This window comes from Bradyrhizobium sp. USDA 3262 (assembly GCF_054060035.1).
Window position 1 is genome coordinate 8,410,206 of sequence record NZ_JBSSCT010000001.1, and the last position, 20,439, is coordinate 8,430,644.

Sequence of the window (20,439 nt, forward strand, 5' to 3'; positions counted from 1 at the left end):
TCGGAACCAATCCTCCCCGCTTTGCTTGGCATGCAAAGGTCATGCTGAAATGTCGAAGGTGAAGCCGGTCATCCTGATCGTCGAAGACGAGTTCCTGCTGCGCATGGATTCCGTCGAGATTTTGGAGGATGCGGGGTTCGACGTCATCCCGGCTGCAAATGCCGACGAAGCCATCGCAATCCTGTCGACCCGGGCCGATATCCACCTTGTCTTCACCGATATCCAGATGCCCGGTTCAATGGACGGGTTGAAGCTTGCCCAGTTCGTGCGGGACCGTTGGCCGCCGATCAAAATAGTTGCGACATCGGGTCATGTCCGGGCCGCGGGCGATGATTTACCAAAGGGCAGCGTTTTTCTGCCTAAACCGTACCGTGGGGCCGAACTCATCGCGACGCTGCGGGACATGACGGGGATCGCCTGAGATCGATCACATTTTTCGCTCCCCTCGCGAAACCAGCGGGCCCATCGAGTTCGACGGCGCTTGAAGATAGGGCCCTGCCGATCAAACCACATCAGGACAGCCTGCGTTCCGGGGACGCACCTTTCGATCCTCGGCCTACCTAGCGAGCAGAGAGAGCCGGATCCTTCACTGCCACAGCGCCCCCTCGGGCGGGACCGAGACCCTGGAGACCATGGCCAAAGCCACGCGCCAGCGCGGTTTCGAGTATTTCGGGTGCGCGGACTGTAAATAAGCGCCGAAACTTTGACCCCCATCGGCTTTCAACGTTGACCCCACGCGTGACGACCATTCCGGTGATGTTTCAAGGAATTGGGCGACGTGGGCCGGGGTCATCCTTCGGCGCCGATCGGGGGTCAAACAACACGCCGAATGACAGGGGGATTCCCGCACTTCCCGACTCGAAGCCAACCGCGATTTGCGCGGGACGTCAGCTCGACGAATAGACGAGCAAAACACTTGCGGGATCGGGCGTTCGAGTCCTTGCCCTCGGTAGTCGCCGGTTCGGAGGAGCGGGAACGTTCAGTGGGCTCACGCCGTCATCGCGACAGCCGCGGCGTCGGAAGCTTGCTGGCGTCGGACTTAGGAACTGCGCGTTCCGCGCTGACTTCGGTCGATGACGCCGGCGACAATGGATGAGCGTCGCCTCAACCGTCACACGGGCGCAGCGTCGGCGGGGCCCAGTGCATTCCGCGATTTCGCCGTTCGCCACGCCCTCAAGGTTCAGCTCCAGATCGTCGATGCCGAACACGCAGGTGATGAAGGCCCAGAAGCTCGCAAGCGTGAAGCCGAGCAGAACGACCACAAGGATTAGCGGCGACACGCGGGTCGGCGTTCACCTGGCGACCCGCGATCGATTGAAGTTTTCTGCGTCCCGTGTCAGGTTGGGATTACCTAGGGGCTACACCCTGGGGCTACACCGGCAGTCCTCGGTGTGCAGAAAAGCCTGATTTTACGGGGCTTTCTCGAAATTATGGCGGAGAGGGAGGGATTCTCGTCCCCGATACGAATCTATACTGGCCAGCCTCCGCCCGCGGCAGCTACTGGATGTTTCCCAGCGCCCAACCAAGCAGTCGGCCACGAAGACCTCCCCGCTGGCGAACTTCGAGGAACCTGAGAACCTCGGGACAATCATTTGCGATAACCGCCGCTTCCAGCAGACCCTTGGCAGACCCCTCCGAGATGCCCTTCTCATGACGAACGAGGCACTCGAGCACCGACAGGAAGTCGGTGTCGGACTTCGCTAAGCGCAACAAGTCGGGGAGCAGCGCAGGACGCAGCGCATAGATCTCGACGATCTTGTCCAATTCTCCCCGCTCAATCAGCTTGACAATCGACGAGACATTTACCGACGACGTCGAAAGAACCTCGTGGAGCTTAAGCAGCGCCGGACTCGAAACAACCGAGAGGATGATCGAGCGCATATTTCTGCTGTTCGTCTTGTCGTCGACGATCGCCTGTGCCACGGCGTACACGGTACGCTTGGCATCCTCGTCCACGGGCACCTCGACAACATACTGCCCAAATCCTTCCGCCTTTCGCTGCGCTCGGTACTTGCGCTTGGCTTCGGCCGCCTCTGAAACCTTCTTCTTAACGCGAGCGACGCGGGCATATGCTTTTATCGGTTCCAGGCCGAATTCCGCGACCTTCTCGTCAAACTGAGACTCGTTGCAGAAGTCTGCTCCCGAGCCTTCTTCGAGAGTCTCATGGCAGTTTCCAGAGCTCCTTTCACCGCAGGTCTTTGTGGTCATTTGCACGACTAGTCCCGAGACCAGTCTCCCTATGCCTGGCCTGCGAAACGCCAATCGCATCGCGCGCGCAGAATGCCGCGCGTCGAGCGACGTGCCGGAGGCTCGTTTCAATGTTTTCAGGGGTGCGCGAGGCCGTTTGCCGGGATGAAGGCCTGATATCTGGAGAAGCCTTCACCGCCTTCCGTCACTAAGTGACGCCGGATCGGAAACTTCCGGCGAGCCTCTCCATGGCCCGCACGACCGCCCTCGGGAGCGGTGGACACATGTTATATAGGGCGGCCCCTCTAGCACGCCAAACTCTCGAGAGCAGTATAGTTAAGATGAGTTAATGCCGGGGCTCTCCGCGCCGAGTCGGCACGGCCTCTCTAGAGCCCCGAACGGGACACTCATCGCTGCGAACAGCATCGCCTCGCGAAGGCTGCCGCTTCCAAAGCATTCGAGCGGAAGTCGCGAGCTTTCCCACCTCAGCCACAAGGACTAGTCCGAAGACTAGTCCGGCGTTCAACAATCAATTAAGCGGCGCAAGGTGCTAAGTACCGCTTACAAGGCGGCCCTCGCCTCTCCGGCAACGCAGCAACAAAAATAATTTGGGACGGAATTTTTTCGTCGCCACCGATTCTCGCCTGATCTTCTCAGAGAGTGTCCACAAATTTTGCAAGCTTTTGCGCACGCAACGCAATTTGCGCAGGCAACAAAGCAGCTGGCATAATCTACTGCGCAGCGCATCCGAGCTGGGCAGACAGGAGCGAAGAGTGGAACGGCCCAAAATCGGCATTGATGAACTCTTGGAGAGCTCTGAGGATTCCCGCTCGGTCGAGGCATCTCAGCACAATGCGGCGCCCTGCCGGCCCTACGCCTTTCCTAAACTCAGGCGGTCTCACATCCTCAAAGTCGCGAACAACGATTCGCATTCGCCGAAAGGCCATTCCGACACTCCCGCCTCGGACCTCGCGCAAGATGCCAACGACGCTGGCACATCACTGCACGCGATCGAAGCTCCGAACGCGACGTTGAGGGAAACCCCATCGTTGCCCAATCCCTTCGATGATCCGCTCGTGACTAATGCCGACGTCCGAGTGGATGCTCTTAGGCTCGTGCGTCTGGTCGACATCTCGGTCGGTCATCGGCTCCGTGGCATCATCGACGAATTCATCCCAGTCATGGTTGGCTCCCTGTCCACCAATGACGTCATCCAGCCGGTGGTTGTCCGACCGGATCCCATGAACCCGGGCAAATTCCTGCTCGTTGCTGGCCTACAGAGGCTCAATGCCGCACGTACCAGTGGCGAGGACCAGATTCGTTGCCGCGTCGTCGGACTCACCGATGAGGAAGCAGAACTTTGGGAAATCGAAGAAAACCTCGTTCGAAGCCCGTTCACGCCGGCGCAAGAAGCGCTTGCCATTGATCGCTGTCGGGAGCTCCACGAGCAGTTGCACGGCAAACCGAAGGCCAGAGGAGCGGCCGCAGCCAATCGTGCCATGGGTCGGGCACACGCATCCGCCAGTGTGGCGGATGCGTCGCCCTCCTTTGTCGAGACCACCGCGAGGCGGATCGGCAAGTCTGCGCGGTCCGTTCAGCGGATTGTTCAGCGTGCCTCTCGGAACGGGCGCAACGATCTCGAGCGTGTTGTCGGCACATCGTTGGACCGGGGCAACGAACTTGACACACTGCCCATGTTGCCGCTGGACACGCGCGAGGCCCTCATCAAGGAGGCGGCCGCCGGTCAAGATGTCTCGGCGGTGGACCAATGGGGATCAGGCGACAGTCCCATGTCGTATAGGCAGTCGCGCGGCGGTCTGATCTCGGCCCAGCCCGGCGACCAACCAGTTAAGTGCGATGAAGGCGTCCGGGGACTCGCCGCCCTGCAAGCAGCCTGGCATGAAGCCTCCGTTCCCGCTCGCGAGGCATTTCTTGCCTGGATCGACGAAACCAACGCTGCGGCCACGACCCTGGAATCCCAATCGTTTGAAGCCTTCCAATCCGAGGACGGCAAATGAGCCTTCAGGCGACGATATGGGGATGGAAGCAGCTCAACATCACGTCCACAGAGAAAATCGTTCTCCTCGACCTCTGCGATCGCGCGAACGACGCCAATGTGTGTTGGCCCAAACAAAAAACCATCGCAAATCGGACCCGCCTCACTGAGCGCACGGTCTGCACCGTATTGGCCAAACTTGAAGCGCTTAAACTCATCCACCGTAAATCGAGGAACGTCAATCGCAAGCGTACGTCCGACTGGATCACTCTCCTGATCCGTCCTCTCGAACCGCCGCCGACCGCAGCTCCGCCGGTCGGCCCGCCTCCTGCGGATACTCCTTCCCACCCCACACTGAAGAATGAAGCTGTTTCTGGTGATAACCAGAACGTCGTTCAGGTTCCTACCGGAACGAATTTCAGCGTAATCTACCATGATGAAACACCCAGACAGAACCAGCCCCTACCCAGCTTCATCGAGCCGTTTCCCGAGCCCGGGCGCCTCGACGTAGACGCCATCATCTACGCCGTTCGAACCATCGAAGGGATTGCGGTGGAGCTAGGACCCGCAATTGACTGGTCTGCCCCAGGTATCAACAACTTGGCGCCTGTCGCGACGTGGCTGATGCACTTTGATGAGCGCGAGGTGAAGTCCTGCCTGATCAAGGTTGCCCGACGAGTTGGCAATGGCGCCAGCAAGATTGCTTCTTGGAAGTATTTCGAAGCCGAAGTCCTGAACGCATGCCGAGCTGATCAGGACGATGGCTAAGCTCCAGCGCACGCCCAGCGGCGGGACGCATGACCGTACGCGATCGTGCTGGGAAGTCATGGTCGCGTCCATGCGTTCCCGGCGGTCAGCCGATAAACGACGACGCTCAAGGCAGGGCAGCCGTCAGTCAGTCCAAGATGGGCTTCAGACCGGCTCAAACAACCGCGAACTCAATCGCGACTGAGTTCCGGAAAAGCGATCACAGTGCCGCCCTGCTCGCCCGAAAATGGAGCATCGTCCTCTCCCCGGGCGCCCTCCGCGTCTGCTGCCGCCGAGCGCTCGGCCTCGAGCAGCGCGGCGATTTCGGCGCCGTCGACGCTACCCCGCTCGAACAGCCGGCGCGCCACCGCGATCAACGCCGTCCGGTTGCCCTCGAGCAGGTCATGGCAGGCACGGTCAGCCTCGGCAAGCTCGATGCCGACCGCGGCGCGAATATCGACGTGGCGGAGAAATTCCTCCGCATGGCGCGGGTCGCCGAGGTGCGTCAGGGGCGACGGTCCCGCCAAACCCAGGCCGCCTAACATCGCGCAGCTCAGCCTGGTGGCCTCCGCCAGATCCTGTTGGGCGCCGTGGGACGCCTCACCAAGCAGGACTTCCTCGGCGGCACGGCCGGCGAGCAAGACTTCGATACGTGACCTATAATCGCTCGCCGTGCCTTCGAAGACCTGGCGGGTGGTACGCATCGACATCCCGAGCCGCCGGTCCGTGCGCGTCGTGTTGGCGACGACGCCGTCGGGGCCGAAGCGGAGCACATCGACCACCGCGTGGCCCGCTTCGTGGATCGACGTCCTCCAGCGCAGCTTGCCGGAAACGTCGTGGTCGCCGACGAGAGCAAGACGGAGGTCGTCGAGCCTGAGTTCGCGGTTCTCCCGCCGCGCCACACGGCGTGCGTCCTTCACCGCGCGCTCCGCGTCGGCGCCGGTCATGCCAGCTGCCGACATCACGACGGTGGAGATGTCCACGCCGACCAGATCGCCCTTCAACCGAACCCGGAAGATCTTCTTGAGCTCGTCCTGATCGGGCGGACTGATGCGCACCACGTTCTCGAAGCGGCCCGCCCGCAGCAGCGCGGGATCGCAAGCCTCGACCTCGTTGGTGCAGCCGATCAGGAAGACGCCCTCCCGCCGGCGCACACCATCAACCTCCTCAAGCAGCGCGTTGATGCAATTCCTGACGTAGTCTGAGTGCGAGTGCTTGACGGCGCGACGGTCGACGAAACTATCGCATTCCTCGAGCAGCATCACGCAGGGCGCCTGAGCCCGGGCGGAGGCGAAGTCTCGGCGCATCGCCGCCAGGAAATCGCCTAAGTGCCCCTCTGCCTGCCAGGAATAATACGAGCAGACGATCAGCGGGATGCCTGATTTCGAATCCTCGCCTGACGCGCTACGCGCGAACGCCTCTGCGAACAGCGTCTTGCCGACGCCGGGTGGCCCAGCGAGCATCACGGCGCTCGAGACCGCATCCCAGGGGATCTCGCCGTGTCGCCAGGCGGCGAGATCGGCGATCGCATCGTCAGCCCAGGCGCGCGCACCAGCCATGCCATGGATCTCGGAGAGCACCAGCCCCCGCGACGGCCGTTCGGCCCTCTTCGAGGCGGCGAGACGGTGCAGCTCGTCGACGCATTCTTCCGGCGTGCGGTCGAACCGAATCGCCGCTGCGAGGTCACCTACACCAACATCGCGCATCGTCTCCGCCGGCACATCGACCGCCGTCCTGATGCCGGTGACGGCGCGGATGGTGCGCGACACCGTCGCGGGATCGAGCATGGGCAACTCGATCCGGTACCGGGCCGCTTCGTTCAGCACTTTCGGAAGGCAGGCGCGGCCGTTGGACGAGAACGCCACGAAGGGCAGCGCGTAGGCGCACATGTCGGCAGCGACGCGCTCCAGCCGCTGTTTGGCAGCGCCTTTGAGCGGCTCCCTCAGCACGATATAGGCGCCGTCGAGACCGTCGCGACGGCCGGGAGCGGTCTTGACCAGGTCGATCATACGCAGCGCGTCGTCGAAAAACATCCCGCGCCACCCGCCTTTAAGCGCGTCGAGCATCGCGCCGTCGGCGACGTCGACGACAACGGGAGCGCCGCCGCAGATCAAGTCCCGCGCAGCGTCCGGCGCGGCGTCGAAAGCGCGGGCGAGCAGCAGAGCCGCGGCAATTCGCGCCGGGCTCGGGGGGCATCCCTCGCGGCTTGCATTCTCCTCGAAGCCAGTGTCGTCATCGACATCCGCCAAGCGCGTCAGACTGGCGAAGCCGCCCGACCGGGCGATAGGCGGCCGATCGTCGCCCACGGCGAGGTTCCACCGGAAGCGCAAGGCATCGCGCCAAGCCTGCCCATAAGCCCGCCGCTCGATGGGTCCAATGCCGGTGCCGGCGAAGGACACCGGGCGGTGCGTACCGCCGTTACGGGGCCCAAAGACACTCGACATGCTCGTGGTCTCGTTCATGTCTAGATCTCGATGAGAGGATCGGACCCGAGGCGCTCGTTCGGGTAGCCAAGCGCCGCGGCGAAGCCCTGCTCGTTGTCGCTGGCGACGACGATCAAGGACGCGTTCAAGGCGGAAAAATCGGCATGCAGGTCGCTCGTCGGCTGCACCATCACGACCCACCTCCCGTCAGCCGGGGCGGCGTCTTGGGAACACGGGCGCCGGCACGGCGGCTGCCGAGCCAGATCTCGTGCATCGACCAGGATGCCGAGAGGCGCGTGCGCTCGCGCGTCTCGATCGGCATGCGGGCGAGCGTGTGCGACAGCACCATCGCCGCGGCGGGATCAAACAAGGCGCAGGCCAGCAACACTGTCATGCTGAGATCGACGCGCAGGCCGATGCGCTCGGGGATTCGACGTCCGATGACGATGCCGATGGCGGCGGCAGCGTCGCCGCGGATCACCGCACGCCACTCGGGCATCGTGGCGGAGATGCCGGCGACGAAGCTGGCGACCTCGGAGCGAGCGCGTTCGTCGAAGGATTCAGCCGTCTTTGTGCGCCAGTAGAAGAACACCGGAGGCAGCGCCTCGCCGTCCGGGAATTCGCCTTCTTTCATCGGGCAAAGCTCCGTCATTCGCGCGGCAGGCCGCGCGTGATGTTGAGATGCGGAATTTGAAAAGGTTAGGCGAGGGAGGGTCCTTGGCGGACCCTGCCCTGCCTCGCCGGGACACGCCCCGTCACGTCACGCCGTGCCGGACCACGCCTAGCCTCGCGGTGTCGAGCCATGCCAAGACTATTCGAGCTGCGACTCCTCGATCAGGAAGCGACCGAAGTCGGGACGGTGGTCGCCGATGCCGAAGGGACCCGCCACGCGGAAGTAGCTCACGACGTCCTCCCGGTTAATAATGGTGGTGATGAACGAGCCGCGTACGGTCGCGCTCCAGCCGTCGAAGCACGGACGCGTGCGCGCCACCCGCGAGTCGTCGACGCGCACGATCTCGCGGTGGCGGAAGCGCGGGTCCTGCCAGAGCTCTTCGACCGTCTTCGGGCCATCGTACTCGAGCATCGCGGGACCCTCGGCGACGAAGGCCGCCTTGGTCGCCTTGCCCTTGCGGACCGTCTTGGCGCCGTTGACGAGCGCACCCTTGATCGCGGACGGCGGCAGACACGGCCGGCCTTCGTGAAGCCACAGCGATCCGTGCCACTCGAGCTCCGCGATCCGGTGATGGTCAGCGTCGGTTTTGTGCTGCTTCCCCGTGAGCTTTTTGAGCGCCTTCGCGGTGGGGTCGAACGGGTCGGCGAGCCTGCTGGAGTGCATCAGCATGGGGCCGACGCCGACCAGACGGAGGGTGATCATCTCCACCGCCATGATCAGATCTCCCCCTCGGTGGGATCGAAGAGCGGTGCCGTCTCGGCGATGCTGCGGACGATGTTGGCATACGAGGCCGGCTTGGCCGCGTAACGACGGGCGCGCAGCATGCTGGTCACCACCTCGTGGCACTCGTGGCACAGCACCGTGAGGTCGCCATCGCGCTCATCTCCGAGGTTGTCGTAGGTGCGATGGTGCGCCTCGAGCTGCTCGGTCGCCGCGCAGAGCACGCAGCGATGGCCGGCGGCCGCGATCGCACGCTGGCGAATCTGCCGCCAAGCGGCGCTACGCAGATGTTTCTCGTAATCCACCATCGGTCATCGTCCCCGGTCAGTTTCCTGAGGGGCGGTGTAGCACAGTTCTTCTGGTTTGGGGACAAATTGTCCCCAAAAACCCGGAAATTCTCGTTAACCTTAACCGTCGGTTAACAGGAAAGGTAAAAATGTAACCATTGATTAGTAGCTCGCCCCGTTCGGAGGCCCGGCCGGAGAACTGATAGATTCCGATGGACGACCACCTGCTCACCCCCTCCCTGCTTCGAGCAGCGCGCGCCCTGCTCGGATGGAGTCAAACCGAACTTGGGCAGAAGGCTGGCGTGTCGCGGAAGGCCATCGCAACGTTCGAGACGGCCAAGCCATCCGATCGAACCGATCCGCGCCGCAAGGCCGTGCTGCAGACGCTGCGGCAATATCTCGAAGTCGAATGCGATATCGAGTTCACCTTCGCGAGTGACAAGACGGGCGAAGGCGTACGTCGCGCGAAGTCGAGGTGACGGGAGCGACCAAAAGATTCCGGTGGGCAGGATGACAGAAGGCCAATCCTAAGCCGTACAAGGCAAGTCCTACAACTAGAATACTCGCATGTCAGCCGATTCGACCTATCCAGCCGTCGCTGCGGATGATTTTGCGCGCCGCTTCTCGCAACGGGGCGGAAATCTGATGTGGTTGCTCGGAGCCGGTGGATCGGCGGCCGCCGGCATCCCGACGGCGTGGGACATGATCTGGGAGTTCAAGCAGCAGCTCTACATAAGTCAGCGGCGCGTCTCCCCGAAAATGGTCGCCGACCTTGCCAACCCAGCCGTCCGGCGCGAACTGCAGTCATTCGTCGACGGCATCGGGAATTTGCCGCCGCCCGGCGCTCCCGACGAGTATGCGGCTCTCTTCGAAGCCGTCTATCCGAGCGAGGCGGACCGTCGAACCTACATCGCGTCGAAGGTGAGCGGCGCCAAGCCGTCTTACGGACACGTCGCTCTTGCGACAATGATGCGGGCCGGACGTGCTCGTCTCGTCTGGACGACCAACTTCGATCCGTTGATCGCTGACGGCTGCGCGAAGGTCTACGGCGGAACTGGTCAGTTGACGACGGTGGCGATCGAGACCAGAAGTCTTGGGCGCCAAGTCATCGACGAGGGGCGTTGGCCCGTCGAAGTCAAAATGCACGGCGACTTTCGATCGCGCAGACTGAAGAACACCGGAGACGAACTGCGCGAACAGGATGCGAAACTCAGGTCGCTGTTGATCGACAGTTGCGGCCGGTGGGGCCTGATCGTAGCTGGCTACAGCGGCCGCGACGACTCCATCATGGACACCCTGGAAACGGCTCTCGAGCGCGACACCCCTTTTCCTGCCGGTATCTTCTGGCTCCATCGCGGCGAGGACCCGCCGTTGCCGCGCGTCAAACGGCTCTTGGCGGCCGCCGCCCGCAAAGGCGTCGACGGCGGGCTGGTGCCGATCGAGAATTTCGACGAGGTCTTGCGCGACCTCGTTCGCCTGGCGGAGGATCTGGACACTAAGGCCTTGGACGAACTCGCTTCGGAGCGACGAATCTGGTCGCCCGCACCGCGACCAACCGGCAAGCGCGGTTTTCCAGTGGTCCGGCTCAATGCACTCGAATTGATCGAAACGCCGACCGTTTGTCGCCGCGTCGGATGCGGCATCGGCGGCGTGGCGGAGGTCAGGTCGGCGATCGAAGCCGCAGCCCTGCCGGTGCTCGCGACCCGGTCACGAGCCGGAGTACTCGCTTTCGGCTCCGACGCCAACGTGCGAGCCGTGCTTTCGGCCTACGACATTGAAAGCTTCGACCTGCACGCGATCGAAGTCCGCCGATTGCTATAGCGCGACAATCTGGGTGGGAAGCGCACGACAATCAGGATGGCGAGTCGGTGTCGCGGCGAGGTGATGATTGCCGCGTTGATTGTCGCGCGCAAGAGTTTTTTGAACTCTGATTGTCGCGGAGCGTCAATCAGAGACGGTTTTGGGTGTCGCGTGTGACGGCGGGCGTCCAGGTCCGCGTTTTCGTTCGAGCGCGGTCCGCCTGCGATAGCTTTCGACGTTCATCTCGACGATGGTAGCGTGGTGGACAAGCCGATCGATGGCGGCGAGGGTCATAGCGGGGTCCGGGAAGACCCTGTTCCATTCGCCGAATGGCTGATTGGCTGTGATCAGCATCGAGCGTCGCTCGTAGCGTGCGCTGATGAGTTCGAACAGCACGCTGGTCTCGGCCTGGTCCTTGGTGACGTAGGCCAGGTCATCGAGGATCAGGAGATCGAAGCGATCAAGGCGGTTGATGGCGGCCTCGAGGTTGAGCTCGCGCCGCGCCACCTGGAGCTTTTGCACGAGATCGGTGGTTCTGGTGAAGAGAACGCGCCATCCGTTCTCGATCAGAGCGAGGCCGAGAGCACTTGCGAGATGGCTCTTTCCGCCACCGGGCGGGCCAAACAGCAGCAAATTGGCGCCCTTGCCCAGCCAGCCGTCGCCGGCGGCGAGCGCGGTGACCTGCGCCTTGGAGATCATCGGCACGGCCTCGAAGTCGAAGTTGTCGAAGGTCTTTCCGGCTGGCAGCCGTGCGTCGACGAGGTGCCGCTCGATGCGACGGCGGCCGCGTTCGGCGATCTCGTGCTCGGCAATGGTGGCGAGGAAGCGGGCCGCCGGCCAGCCTTCCTTGTCGGACTGCTCAGCAAATTGCGGCCACAGCACCTTGATGGCGGGCAGCCGCAGCTCGTTGAGCAACAGATTGAGGCGCGCGGTGTCGACGGTGTTGGCCGTGTTCATGCGGCACCTCCGATCTCGGCGGTGCCGATAAGGCACTCATAGGCGGCCAGTGGCGCGAGATGCACCACGACCTGCGGCACACGGGCAGGATCGGGCGCGAAGTGCGTGCGCAGCTGTCCGAGATCGGGCAGTTGGCCGGCGTCCAGGTCGGCGGCGAGCTGACCGGCGAGTTCGGCCTCGCAGCCGCGCTCGTGCGCCAGCGCAAGCAGATCGACCATGAGCCGGCAGGCTTTCTTGTCCGGCAGCCGTTCGCGCAAACGATCGAAGGTCTTCCGATAGGCATCGCGCGGGAACAGCCGATCACGGTAGACGAGATTGAGCAGCGCCATTGGCTTGCGCCGCAAGGAATGGATCACGTGCCGATAATCGACGACCTGGTCGTGCTTGCCGTTGGGATGCGGCCGCCCACGCGGCAGGGTGACGAGATGGGTGCCGCCGACGAACGTGTCGAGACGATCATCGTAAAGGCGCACCCGCAGCTGGTGGCCGATCAGGCGTGACGGCACGGTGTAGAACACCTTGCGCAAGGTGAAGCCGCCGCTTGACGTCACGCGGACAATCACCTCCTCGTAGTCCGAGGTGCGGCGATCTGGCAATGCCTGCAGGGTGGCGCGCTCGTGGTCGATGCGCTTGGCGTTGCGGGCATTGCGGCGGCTGACGATCTCGTCGATGAAGCCGCGATAGGCCGCGAGATCATCGAAGTCGGCAGTGCCGCGCAATAGCAGCGCATCGGCGATCGTCCGCTTGAGATGGCCATGCGAGCTCTCGATCGCCCCATTCTCATGGGCGATGCCGCGATTGTTGCGGGAAGGCCGCATGCCGTAATGGGCGCAGAGGTCCTCGTACCGCCGGGTCAGATCGTCCTGAGCATTCCGGTCCAGATTGCAGAAGGCGGCCGACAGACTGTCGGTCCGATGCTCCCGCGGCGCGCCGCCGAGCGACCACAGAGCATTCTGCAGTCCTTCCGCCAAGGCGACGAAGCTCTCGCCACCGAGCACGACATGGGCGTGCTCAAAGCCGGAATAGGCCAGCCGGAAGTGATAGAGGCGATGATCGAGCGGCACGCCCGCGATGGTGACCCCGAGCTCGCCCATGTCGGTGAAGTCGGACAGGCCGACCTGACCCACTTCGTGGGTCTGACGGAAGATGACTTCCTGCTCCTCGCCGTGGATTGCCCGCCAGGCGCGGATCCGGCGCTCCAGCGTGCGGCGGATTCCAGCCCCGAGCTCAGGGTGGCGGCGTAACATCTCCTCGAAGATCGCGACAGCCCGCACGCCGGGGGCCGCCTTCAACATCGGCACGACCTCGGTCTCAAAAACACTGGCCAACGGGTCCGGTCGGCGCCGGCCGCGGGCTCCCTTCTTCTGCAATGGGAGCCTTCGATCCTTCTCAAAGCGATACGCGGTCGAGGTACTGAACGACGCCTTGGCGGCGGCCACTGGCGGGGTATCGGTCTGACGGTACTTCATGTAGAGCCTCATCTGGTGATCGGTAACGTGTCGGCCTGGCAAGCGAGTGATTCCTCTTGGCGGAAGAACCACTTGCACAACCAGCCGGCCGCGATCACCAGTCGGCGCGGTCCCCTGTGGATCGCGCCGACGCCGGGCTCGTAACTCCGGTCGGGCTACGCCCTCCCTGCGTCACGAGCCCGGCGAAGCTCTCTCATCCTGATTGACGCTCCACTGTCACCCTGATTGCCGCGCGGCAGATTGCGCTACGAAAGCCAAGAGCGTGGGCTTCTCCGTGAGGCGTTGACCCGCGCGCTGACCCGAACGCATGCGATGACTGCAGATCGTCGCCGAAGCAGCGATCTCTTGACCCCGGCCTCGATCGACGACGCGAAGTGGGGGCCGCTCAAGAAACTGACCGGCAGCCTCGGTGGAACGGTACCGAAGCATCCCGAACTGAGTTGGCGGGAGGGCCTGGGCATCCGGCTGGATTGGGCGGACGAGCGGCTCTGGCTTCTGCTCGAGCCGCGCACCGTGTTCGAAGGCATCACGCAGGGGAACAGAACCGCGGCGACCGATTTTGCCCGCGAGCGCACAGTGAGGCGCTACAATCCGGCGCTCAATGCCCTTCTCTCGTTCTGGTCGACGCTGTTCGCGTGCCCGGAGCGCGATATCCTGGCCCTCGGCATCAGCGCGGGCGTGGATGCGGCCTTCAGGCTCGACGATACGACAGCTTACTCAGGAAGAGGCCGCCCATGACGAGCGAGATATCGCCTCACCTTTTCATCCCGGAAGCCGAGCTCGCATTCCATCCCGAGCGAACATCCGACGTCGACCTGCACCCCCTGCGCGGGCTGTTGCGGTTTGGTCCCTATTCGTCAGGCCTAGTCCCCAACCCCATTCGGATCGCGACGATCGCACCGGCCCGGCAGGGGGCGCGACTCTACGGCTTCATGAAAGAACTCGCGGCCGAGTTCAAGGCGACCGAACGCAAGGACTACCTCCCGGCCTGGCCCGGCTTCCGCAAGGCGTTCAATCTCGATATGCGAGGCGCCGTTAAGGATTGCCACTTCGAGTTGGACGATCGGCTGGAGTTCGAGATGAAGGACTCGGCTAGGCCCCACGTCGTGTTGGCGGATCGGCTGATTCGCGCCATCCAATCTCTCGAGGCGCGTCGGGATGCGTTCGACATTGTCTTCATCTACATCCCGCAAAGCTGGGCCGCGGGCTTCGTGGGGTCCGCCGGCGACGATTTCGACCTCCACGACCACCTCAAGGCGGCGACCGCCGCGCGACGCATTCCGATCCAATTGGTACGCGAAGACCGCGCGCTCGCCTATCCGGACCGCGCAAGCGTCATGTGGCGCATCGGACTTGCGATTTACGCGAAGGCGGGAGGCGTCCCCTGGAAGCTCGCTGACACGGATCCTGAGGCCGCCTATATCGGTCTCTCCTACGCGGTGCGTCCGACCGAATCGGACCGGCCGCGCTTCGTAACATGCTGCAGTCAGGTCTTCGACGCCGAAGGTGCCGGTCTCGAGTTTGTCGCCTACGACGCCCACGAAATCGAAGTTCAGCGAGAAAACCCTTTCATGTCCCGGACCGAGATGTTCCGTGTCATGAGCAGATCGTTGGACCTCTATCGCAGAAGGCACTCGGGCCGCACGCCTCGCAGGGTCACGGTGCACAAGACTACAGAGTTCAAGAAGGAGGAGATCGACGGCTGCATGGAGGCGTTGCATCTCTGCGAGGCGGTCGACTTGGTGCAGGTCGTTGAGGACGTGGGCTGGCGCGGCGTCAGGATCGAACGCGACCGGCAAGGCGGCGCTAAAGGAAAGCCTTTCGGCTATCCAGTTGAACGCGGCACGCTGATCCCGCTCGGGGATCGGGAGTGCCTGCTTTGGATGCACGGCGACGTGAAGGGCGTTGCCGAACGCTCATATTATCAAGGAGGTCGTAGCACGCCGCGCCCGATCCGTCTGGTGCGCCACGCGGGCCATGGTAGTTGGGACGACACGGCGCGTTCGGCTCTCGCTCTCGCGAAGATGGATTGGAACAACGACGCGCTGTACGACATGCTGCCGGTGACGATGGCTTACGCGAAAGTGCTCGCGCGCGTCGTCAAGCGCATGGACGGCCTGGGTTCGACACCGTATCAGTTTCGCTTCTTCATGTAGCGAAATCGCCTAAGTCGTTGTGGGTATCGCCAGGCGCCTGAGTCCGCCCAAGGGCGCCTTGAAGCCATGGTCCGGACATCTCTACGACTTGCTCAGCCAGTCGGTCAGCGCGTTCACGTGCACGGCGAAATCTCTGGCCTCTCCTGGTCCGCCTTTATGATTGACACCGGCGACCGCGCCGTCATCATCGAGCAACGGACCGCCGGACATGCCTTGCGAGAGCTTTTGCGTCACCTCGATCATCGGGACGGCGCTCTTCGTGGGCAACGAGGTTATCGACCCGGATCGGACGTTGATCTTGTCGCCTGGGCCGAAGCTCGGAAATCCAATCGCCGTCGTATTGTCGCCGACCTTGAATGTGCGTTTCGAGATGTCGAACTCGTAGTACTCGGTGACGGGTATTTCGTGTGCGAGCACGGCCAAGTCCCGATGCGCGTCGTTCTTGGCGACCGTCACCTTGAATTTATTCGAAGTCTTGCTGGGGTGATAGACCGCGATCTCTGTCGCCCCCTCCACGCAATGCCAGGCCGTAACGAGACCCACTGACTTCAAGAAGAAAGCCGTGCCCTGCGCGCTGCCTTCCGCTGCGTCATCTGCCCAATGCTCGACTACCCACACCGCGCGCTCCCTGATCTCCAAATTCGTTGGCAGAATTTCGAGTTTCTCGGAAGGGAAGAGCTTGTTGTAGCGCGAGGCCAGACCACGGAAAATCGGGTCCGAAGGTCCCTTGATGTGCCCCACCCAGGATATCCGTCCGCGAAGATGCGACGCGAGCGTCGCTTCGCGACCATACTTGTCTTTGAGAATCTTCTGGGCGACCGCAGCGCCTCGTGTTTCGGTCACGAACAAGGCTGCGCGGGTGTTTCGTACGTATTTTCGGTCGACGTTGACGAACTCGTTGATCTTGAGGCCGGTCACTGTTCGGCGCGAATGCTTGTCGGCGTAGTGGATCTTCTGCGGATTGATCGCGAAGCCGTTGGATCGGAAAGCTCCGCGAAGCCGATCCTTGAGCAAATCGAGCGGGAAATTCCCGGCCGGCGGCGGGGGTCCTTCGAATAGCAAGGTCAGCGGCTGTTAGCTGGAGAAAGTGATATCGTCGGCATACCTGGTGTAGATGCAGCGGCTTTCCTTCGCGATTGTCTGCAATTCCTTGTCCATCCGGAAGCAGATCATGTTGGAAATTACTGGACTGCTAGGCGCGCCTTGGGGCAGGACACCCTCGTTGCAGCAGATCCGCGCCAGGATTTCAGCGACTCGACCGTCGACGCCGAGCGCACCCATTAGGCCGGACACGCGTCCTTCCGTGATGGCCATAAAGAAGCCTTCGATGTCCAAGTTCAACACGAACTTGCTCCGGAGATGAGCCGTAGCGTTCGTTTTGACCGAGCGGCCGTCCACAAAGCCATGAACGGGATTCCGCGGTCTGTATATCGACGCGAGCGAGGACGCGATCTTTGTCTGCAGCATCTTCAATCGGCGGTCCGGTGCGCTTATGACGCGCTTCTTTTGTCCGCCTTTCGAAATCTCGAACTTCTGATACATCCGGCCCCGAAACCACCAAATCTTCTTGAGTTCGGCTGTCGACAGAGCAAGAAACTTCAGCAGCTCGGCTTCGCACGTGAGCTCGTTTGGAACGGTGACCCGGATAGGAGCGCCGAAGAACGATGCAAGGCTGGGCACGAGGTCTCCCTTCCAATCACGCCAGGCATTCAGCGAGCAACGTGGCGCGCACGATCCTTGATTAGACTTTCGCTCTTACGCCGCAGTTACGACAGCGCGCATGCGAGGGGAGACCTCGTAGCATCTTCAATAGCAGCGCATCGCGCTGGCGCCACGTCCTCCTTGGGAAATTCACATGGATATTTGGCCTTAGGTCGCCGACGCTCGCAGATCAACGCTTCCGCCAAATCGGGCTTCGGGATCAGCAGCAGTCTTAGGTGACAGGGAGCATTAGTGACTAATGCCTCCCGCCCAAGGATAGAGAGAGCATGCGGTCGCGACCGCGCCCACGGTAACCATCACCCGGGAACGTTAGCGTGCCACGTCCTCGATTTGTAGGAATCGAAATTCCGACTCTTACCTTCCTGCACGATGACCTGGGCATAAGACGGCATGCAGTGCGCTTCGCTTGGAGCAAGTGCGCCCTCCGCCAACTTCACGAGCTCAGATCCCCGCCCATCTAACCGATGTAGGAGAAGAGAGTGAGCTCCCACGATAGCACGATCAACGCCGTCGATTTGCCCGCCTGAAAAACGGTGCCCATGCCTGTCGCTACCTGCAGCTGCTGCAATGACTAAAGGACGGATGGCGGCGATAAGCCGCCGCCGCTAGGGCGGCACGTTGATCTTGAGCGGCGTTATGTCGTGCGGTGGGTTGGGCCGTGGAATTTGATCAGCGGCCGCTTCGGATGTATCAATGAGACTCCCTCGCGTCGAAACTTCCATCGGCCAAGTCTGGGAAATCAAGGGGTTATGCTGGATCTGGTAGCGGGGGAGGGACTCGAACCCCCGACCCCAGGATTATGATTCCCGTGCTCTAACCAGCTGAGCTACCCCGCCATGGGCTCGCGATCGGCGGCTGGTGAGCCGCGGGTGCGAACGCGCGGCATATAAAGAGTGGCATGCGCGCCTGTCAAGCAAAGGCGGACGGGGCAGCAACTTATTGCAGACAGAGGCTATTTCGGCCTCACCGATTGGTCGCCGCCGGGGCTGCCGGGCGGTGGAATCACCGGCGTGTTGCCGCCTTGCGGGGTCGGCGCACGCATTTCGGGATCGACCCCGGCCGGCGGGCACAACACCCCGTCGGATTTGGCGAGCTTGTCGCCCAGCGGCTGGCTGCTCTGCCCGGTGGTGGTTCCTTCCGGAACCACAGCACCGGGATGCGAAGGCTGCTGCGGCGCGCAATTCACGGCGGTGCGCGACGGCGCCGGTGGCGCGGTCTGGGCCGGCGGTGTGGCTGATGTCGGCGGCGCCTGCGCCACGGCCACAGCGGGTGCCATCATCAGCACACAGGATAAAGCGAGTGTTCGATTGATCATCATGACGAGAAAACCGTGACGCCGCCCCGATGTTCCACGTCAAAATCGCCGCAATCTCACGATTTGCGGAAGCGGATCAGCGAGAAATGCCCCATCGGCGGCATCGGCCGGCGCTCCGCAAGGCTGACCCCGCCATGCTTCGCCGCCCAATTGGTCAGCCGCTCCCACGGAAATTCCGGACGCCAGCCGAGCCGCCGCGCTAGCGGCGCGAAAGCGAGCTCGAAGACGCGGCGCGGGCCGCTCTCGGCGCCGATGTGGTTGACCAGGATCAGTTCGCCGCCGGGCTTCAGCACGCGGATGAAATCGTCGAGCGTCGCCTCGGGATCCGGCACCGCGGTGATGACATATTGCGCGACCACCGCGTCGAAGAACGCATCCGGAAACGCGAGATTCTTGGCGTCCATCACCGCCAGCGCCTCGACATTGCTGAGTCCCTGCGTGCGCACGCGTTTGAGCGCCCGCCGCAGCATCGGCTCGGATATATCGACGCCGCATAGTTTCGTGGTGCGCTTGTATTCCGACAGCGACAGCCCGGTGCCGACGCCGACGTCGAGCACGCGTCCGCCGATCCGGTCGGCCTCCGCGATCGTCGACTGACGGCCCTGATCGAACACCTTGCCGAACACCAGATCGTAGATCGGCGCCCAGCGGCCATACGCCTTTTCGACCCCTTCGCGGTCGATGTCCCCAGCCATTCCCCTGCCCCGAAGTTACTCTTGTTTGCGCATGATCGTCGCGGAAAACCGGTCCCCACTTTTCCGGATCATGCGCTATCCGCGAACCGCTTCTGCAATCGGCGCCATCGCATCCTGCGTCGCGGCTCGTATTGCGCGGCTGGCGCTTGCACTCCTGATGAAGCCGCCGCCGAGCACACGCGCCTGCCCGGAGGCTGCGTCGTAGAACACGCAGGCCTGGCCGGGCGACACGCCCTCCTCGCCGGCGACGAGCTCGACCTCATAGCCGCCATCGACGGCGCGCAACCACGCCGGCTGCGGCGCGCGCGTCGAGCGCACGCGGACATAGATCTCGATGCCCTCGCCGATCACGCGATCCAGCGCGCCGTCGCCGATCCAGTTGACGTCGCGCAGCGCGATGCGATCCATCCGCAGCGCCTCGCGCGGCCCGACCACGACACGGCGCGTCGCCGCATCGAGCTTGACCACATAGAGCGGGCTGCCGGAGGCAATGCCGAGCCCCTTGCGCTGGCCGACGGTGAAATGAACGATGCCCTGGTGCTGGCCGATCACATGACCGTCGAGATCGACGATGTCGCCTGGCGCGATCGCGTTCGGCTTCAACCGTCCGATGATGTCGGTGTAGCGGCCGGTCGGCACGAAACAGATGTCCTGGCTGTCCTGCTTGTCGGCGACCTCGAGATCGAAGCGCCGTGCCAGCTCGCGGGTCTGCGGCTTGGTCATGTCGCCGAGCGGGAAGCGCAGGAAGTCGAGCTGCTCGCGCGTGGTCGCAAACAGGAAATAGCTCTGGTCGCGATCGGCATCCGCGGCGCAAGTGAGCGAGCGCGATCCGTCGGCAAGCCGCCGCGAGGCGACATAGTGGCCGGTGGCGAGCGCCTGCGCCCCGAGCTCGCGCGCGGTCGCGAGCAGATCGCGAAACTTGACCGAACGGTTGCACTCGATGCACGGCACCGGCGTCTCGCCGAGCGCGTAGCTGTCGGCGAAATTGTCGATCACCGATTGCTTGAAGCGGCTTTCGTAGTCGAGCACGTAATGCGGGATGCCGATCCGCTCGGCGACATTGCGCGCATCGTGGATGTCACGGCCGGCGCAGCAGGCGCCCTTGCGATGGGTCGCGGCGCCGTGGTCGTAGAGCTGCAGCGTGATCCCGACCACGTCATAGCCCTGCGACTTCAACAGCGCAGCCGTCACCGACGAGTCGACGCCGCCGGACATGGCAACGACGATCCGTGTGTCTTCAGGGCGGCCTTCGAGATCCAGACTGTTGAGCATCTTTAAGCGGTCATTGGTCA

Annotated in this window: 21 protein-coding genes and 1 tRNA gene; 8 read left to right on the forward strand and 14 right to left on the reverse strand. The window is 63.0% G+C overall.

Annotated elements, in window-relative coordinates; all coding sequences use genetic code 11:
• The first annotated feature begins 49 nt into the window (after positions 1–49).
• Both ACVWYP_RS39740 and ACVWYP_RS39745 read left to right on the forward strand, forming a co-directional pair.
• Positions 50–421 (forward strand): response regulator, encoded by a 372-nt coding sequence (locus ACVWYP_RS39740; protein ID WP_016845117.1) that lies wholly within the window; start codon positions 50–52, stop codon positions 419–421.
• A gap of 652 nt (positions 422–1,073) precedes the next feature.
• Complete coding sequence (locus ACVWYP_RS39745; RefSeq protein WP_016845116.1) at positions 1,074–1,271, forward strand: hypothetical protein; 198 nt, start codon at positions 1,074–1,076, stop codon at positions 1,269–1,271.
• Between the two features lie 226 nt (positions 1,272–1,497).
• Here the strand turns inward: ACVWYP_RS39745 and ACVWYP_RS39750 are convergent, their stop codons facing one another.
• A complete protein-coding gene (locus tag ACVWYP_RS39750; protein ID WP_245288861.1) occupies positions 1,498–2,208 on the reverse strand; it encodes a hypothetical protein in 711 nt (236 codons plus the stop codon).
• Positions 2,209–2,960: 752 nt separating this feature from the next.
• On the opposite strand from ACVWYP_RS39750, the gene ACVWYP_RS39755 reads away from it, so the two are divergent.
• Positions 2,961–4,205, forward strand: a complete 1,245-nt coding sequence (locus ACVWYP_RS39755) for a ParB/RepB/Spo0J family partition protein (RefSeq protein WP_155258716.1) — start codon at positions 2,961–2,963, stop codon at positions 4,203–4,205.
• A complete protein-coding gene (locus ACVWYP_RS39760; RefSeq protein ID WP_016845114.1) occupies positions 4,202–4,951 on the forward strand; it encodes a helix-turn-helix domain-containing protein in 750 nt (249 codons plus the stop codon). The genes ACVWYP_RS39755 and ACVWYP_RS39760 overlap by 4 nt, the downstream gene beginning before the upstream one ends.
• Before the next feature lie 170 nt (positions 4,952–5,121).
• Here ACVWYP_RS39760 and ACVWYP_RS39765 read toward each other — a convergent pair whose 3' ends face one another.
• The 5 genes from ACVWYP_RS39765 to ACVWYP_RS39785 all read right to left on the reverse strand — a co-directional run bounded on the left by ACVWYP_RS39765 (position 5,122) and on the right by ACVWYP_RS39785 (position 9,054).
• Positions 5,122–7,392: an AAA family ATPase gene (locus tag ACVWYP_RS39765; protein ID WP_028343594.1), complete on the reverse strand. Its 2,271-nt coding sequence runs from the start codon at positions 7,390–7,392 to the stop codon at positions 5,122–5,124.
• Positions 7,393–7,394: 2 nt separating this feature from the next.
• Positions 7,395–7,547, reverse strand: coding sequence for a hypothetical protein (locus tag ACVWYP_RS39770; RefSeq protein ID WP_155258715.1), 153 nt, complete (start codon positions 7,545–7,547; stop codon positions 7,395–7,397).
• Positions 7,544–7,987 carry a hypothetical protein gene (locus ACVWYP_RS39775; protein WP_051448084.1) on the reverse strand — a complete coding sequence of 148 codons (444 nt, stop codon included), beginning with the start codon at positions 7,985–7,987 and terminating at the stop codon, positions 7,544–7,546. Before ACVWYP_RS39775 ends, ACVWYP_RS39770 begins: the two co-directional genes overlap by 4 nt.
• Before the next feature lie 177 nt (positions 7,988–8,164).
• Positions 8,165–8,740 (reverse strand): hypothetical protein, encoded by a 576-nt coding sequence (locus tag ACVWYP_RS39780; RefSeq protein ID WP_304497103.1) that lies wholly within the window; start codon positions 8,738–8,740, stop codon positions 8,165–8,167.
• Positions 8,741–8,742: 2 nt separating this feature from the next.
• Positions 8,743–9,054, reverse strand: coding sequence for a hypothetical protein (locus tag ACVWYP_RS39785; RefSeq protein ID WP_016845110.1), 312 nt, complete (start codon positions 9,052–9,054; stop codon positions 8,743–8,745).
• Positions 9,055–9,245: 191 nt separating this feature from the next.
• On the opposite strand from ACVWYP_RS39785, the gene ACVWYP_RS39790 reads away from it, so the two are divergent.
• Positions 9,246–9,512 carry a helix-turn-helix transcriptional regulator gene (locus ACVWYP_RS39790; protein ID WP_016845109.1) on the forward strand — a complete coding sequence of 89 codons (267 nt, stop codon included), beginning with the start codon at positions 9,246–9,248 and terminating at the stop codon, positions 9,510–9,512.
• Positions 9,513–9,600: 88 nt separating this feature from the next.
• Entirely contained in the window at positions 9,601–10,854 is a 1,254-nt protein-coding gene (locus ACVWYP_RS39795; RefSeq protein ID WP_245288860.1) for an SIR2 family protein, read from the forward strand.
• Between the two features lie 123 nt (positions 10,855–10,977).
• Here the strand turns inward: ACVWYP_RS39795 and istB are convergent, their stop codons facing one another.
• Together istB and istA are read right to left on the reverse strand one after the other, a co-directional pair.
• Positions 10,978–11,790, reverse strand: a complete 813-nt coding sequence (gene istB, locus ACVWYP_RS39800) for an IS21-like element helper ATPase IstB (protein ID WP_018269937.1) — start codon at positions 11,788–11,790, stop codon at positions 10,978–10,980.
• On the reverse strand, positions 11,787–13,301 hold the full coding sequence (istA, locus tag ACVWYP_RS39805; RefSeq protein WP_026192312.1) for an IS21 family transposase: 1,515 nt from the start codon (positions 13,299–13,301) through the stop codon (positions 11,787–11,789). The genes istB and istA overlap by 4 nt, the downstream gene beginning before the upstream one ends.
• Before the next feature lie 270 nt (positions 13,302–13,571).
• On the opposite strand from istA, the gene ACVWYP_RS39810 reads away from it, so the two are divergent.
• Both ACVWYP_RS39810 and ACVWYP_RS39815 read left to right on the forward strand, forming a co-directional pair.
• Positions 13,572–13,997: a hypothetical protein gene (locus ACVWYP_RS39810; protein WP_304497104.1), complete on the forward strand. Its 426-nt coding sequence runs from the start codon at positions 13,572–13,574 to the stop codon at positions 13,995–13,997.
• The gene (locus ACVWYP_RS39815) at positions 13,994–15,415 is read left to right on the forward strand and encodes an argonaute/piwi family protein (RefSeq protein ID WP_028343463.1); all 1,422 of its coding nucleotides are present in this window, start codon (positions 13,994–13,996) and stop codon (positions 15,413–15,415) included. Before ACVWYP_RS39810 ends, ACVWYP_RS39815 begins: the two co-directional genes overlap by 4 nt.
• Positions 15,416–15,496: 81 nt before the next feature.
• Here the strand turns inward: ACVWYP_RS39815 and ACVWYP_RS39820 are convergent, their stop codons facing one another.
• The 6 genes from ACVWYP_RS39820 to mnmA form a co-directional block, all read right to left on the reverse strand.
• The gene (locus ACVWYP_RS39820; RefSeq protein ID WP_245288854.1) at positions 15,497–16,429 is read right to left on the reverse strand and encodes a trypsin-like peptidase domain-containing protein; all 933 of its coding nucleotides are present in this window, start codon (positions 16,427–16,429) and stop codon (positions 15,497–15,499) included.
• 60 nt (positions 16,430–16,489) lie between these two features.
• Positions 16,490–17,095, reverse strand: a complete 606-nt coding sequence (locus tag ACVWYP_RS39825) for a reverse transcriptase family protein (RefSeq protein ID WP_259244847.1) — start codon at positions 17,093–17,095, stop codon at positions 16,490–16,492.
• An 801-nt stretch (positions 17,096–17,896) separates the two neighbouring features.
• Positions 17,897–17,973 (reverse strand) — tRNA-Met (locus tag ACVWYP_RS39830).
• 116 nt (positions 17,974–18,089) lie between these two features.
• Entirely contained in the window at positions 18,090–18,455 is a 366-nt protein-coding gene (locus ACVWYP_RS39835; protein ID WP_439711119.1) for a hypothetical protein, read from the reverse strand.
• 53 nt (positions 18,456–18,508) lie between these two features.
• The gene (locus tag ACVWYP_RS39840) at positions 18,509–19,147 is read right to left on the reverse strand and encodes a class I SAM-dependent methyltransferase (protein WP_028333443.1); all 639 of its coding nucleotides are present in this window, start codon (positions 19,145–19,147) and stop codon (positions 18,509–18,511) included.
• Positions 19,148–19,222: 75 nt separating this feature from the next.
• The gene (mnmA, locus tag ACVWYP_RS39845; protein ID WP_304497105.1) at positions 19,223–20,419 is read right to left on the reverse strand and encodes a tRNA 2-thiouridine(34) synthase MnmA; all 1,197 of its coding nucleotides are present in this window, start codon (positions 20,417–20,419) and stop codon (positions 19,223–19,225) included.
• Positions 20,420–20,439: the final 20 nt, after the last annotated feature.

What these genes read in the sequence shown, in the direction of transcription:
- ACVWYP_RS39740 (WP_016845117.1), top strand. Translation starts at nt 50, where the DNA reads ATGTCGAAGGTGAAGCCGGTCATCCTGATCGTCGAAGACGAGTTCCTG.
- ACVWYP_RS39745 (WP_016845116.1), top strand. Translation starts at nt 1,074, where the DNA reads ATGACGCCGGCGACAATGGATGAGCGTCGCCTCAACCGTCACACGGGC.
- ACVWYP_RS39750 (WP_245288861.1), bottom strand. Translation starts at nt 2,208, where the DNA reads ATGACCACAAAGACCTGCGGTGAAAGGAGCTCTGGAAACTGCCATGAG.
- ACVWYP_RS39760 (WP_016845114.1), top strand. Translation starts at nt 4,202, where the DNA reads ATGAGCCTTCAGGCGACGATATGGGGATGGAAGCAGCTCAACATCACG.
- ACVWYP_RS39765 (WP_028343594.1), bottom strand. Translation starts at nt 7,392, where the DNA reads ATGAACGAGACCACGAGCATGTCGAGTGTCTTTGGGCCCCGTAACGGC.
- ACVWYP_RS39775 (WP_051448084.1), bottom strand. Translation starts at nt 7,987, where the DNA reads ATGAAAGAAGGCGAATTCCCGGACGGCGAGGCGCTGCCTCCGGTGTTC.
- ACVWYP_RS39780 (WP_304497103.1), bottom strand. Translation starts at nt 8,740, where the DNA reads ATGGCGGTGGAGATGATCACCCTCCGTCTGGTCGGCGTCGGCCCCATG.
- ACVWYP_RS39785 (WP_016845110.1), bottom strand. Translation starts at nt 9,054, where the DNA reads ATGGTGGATTACGAGAAACATCTGCGTAGCGCCGCTTGGCGGCAGATT.
- ACVWYP_RS39790 (WP_016845109.1), top strand. Translation starts at nt 9,246, where the DNA reads ATGGACGACCACCTGCTCACCCCCTCCCTGCTTCGAGCAGCGCGCGCC.
- ACVWYP_RS39795 (WP_245288860.1), top strand. Translation starts at nt 9,601, where the DNA reads ATGTCAGCCGATTCGACCTATCCAGCCGTCGCTGCGGATGATTTTGCG.
- istB (WP_018269937.1), bottom strand. Translation starts at nt 11,790, where the DNA reads ATGAACACGGCCAACACCGTCGACACCGCGCGCCTCAATCTGTTGCTC.
- ACVWYP_RS39810 (WP_304497104.1), top strand. Translation starts at nt 13,572, where the DNA reads ATGACTGCAGATCGTCGCCGAAGCAGCGATCTCTTGACCCCGGCCTCG.
- ACVWYP_RS39815 (WP_028343463.1), top strand. Translation starts at nt 13,994, where the DNA reads ATGACGAGCGAGATATCGCCTCACCTTTTCATCCCGGAAGCCGAGCTC.
- ACVWYP_RS39835 (WP_439711119.1), bottom strand. Translation starts at nt 18,455, where the DNA reads ATGATGATCAATCGAACACTCGCTTTATCCTGTGTGCTGATGATGGCA.
- ACVWYP_RS39840 (WP_028333443.1), bottom strand. Translation starts at nt 19,147, where the DNA reads ATGGCTGGGGACATCGACCGCGAAGGGGTCGAAAAGGCGTATGGCCGC.
- mnmA (WP_304497105.1), bottom strand. Translation starts at nt 20,419, where the DNA reads ATGCTCAACAGTCTGGATCTCGAAGGCCGCCCTGAAGACACACGGATC.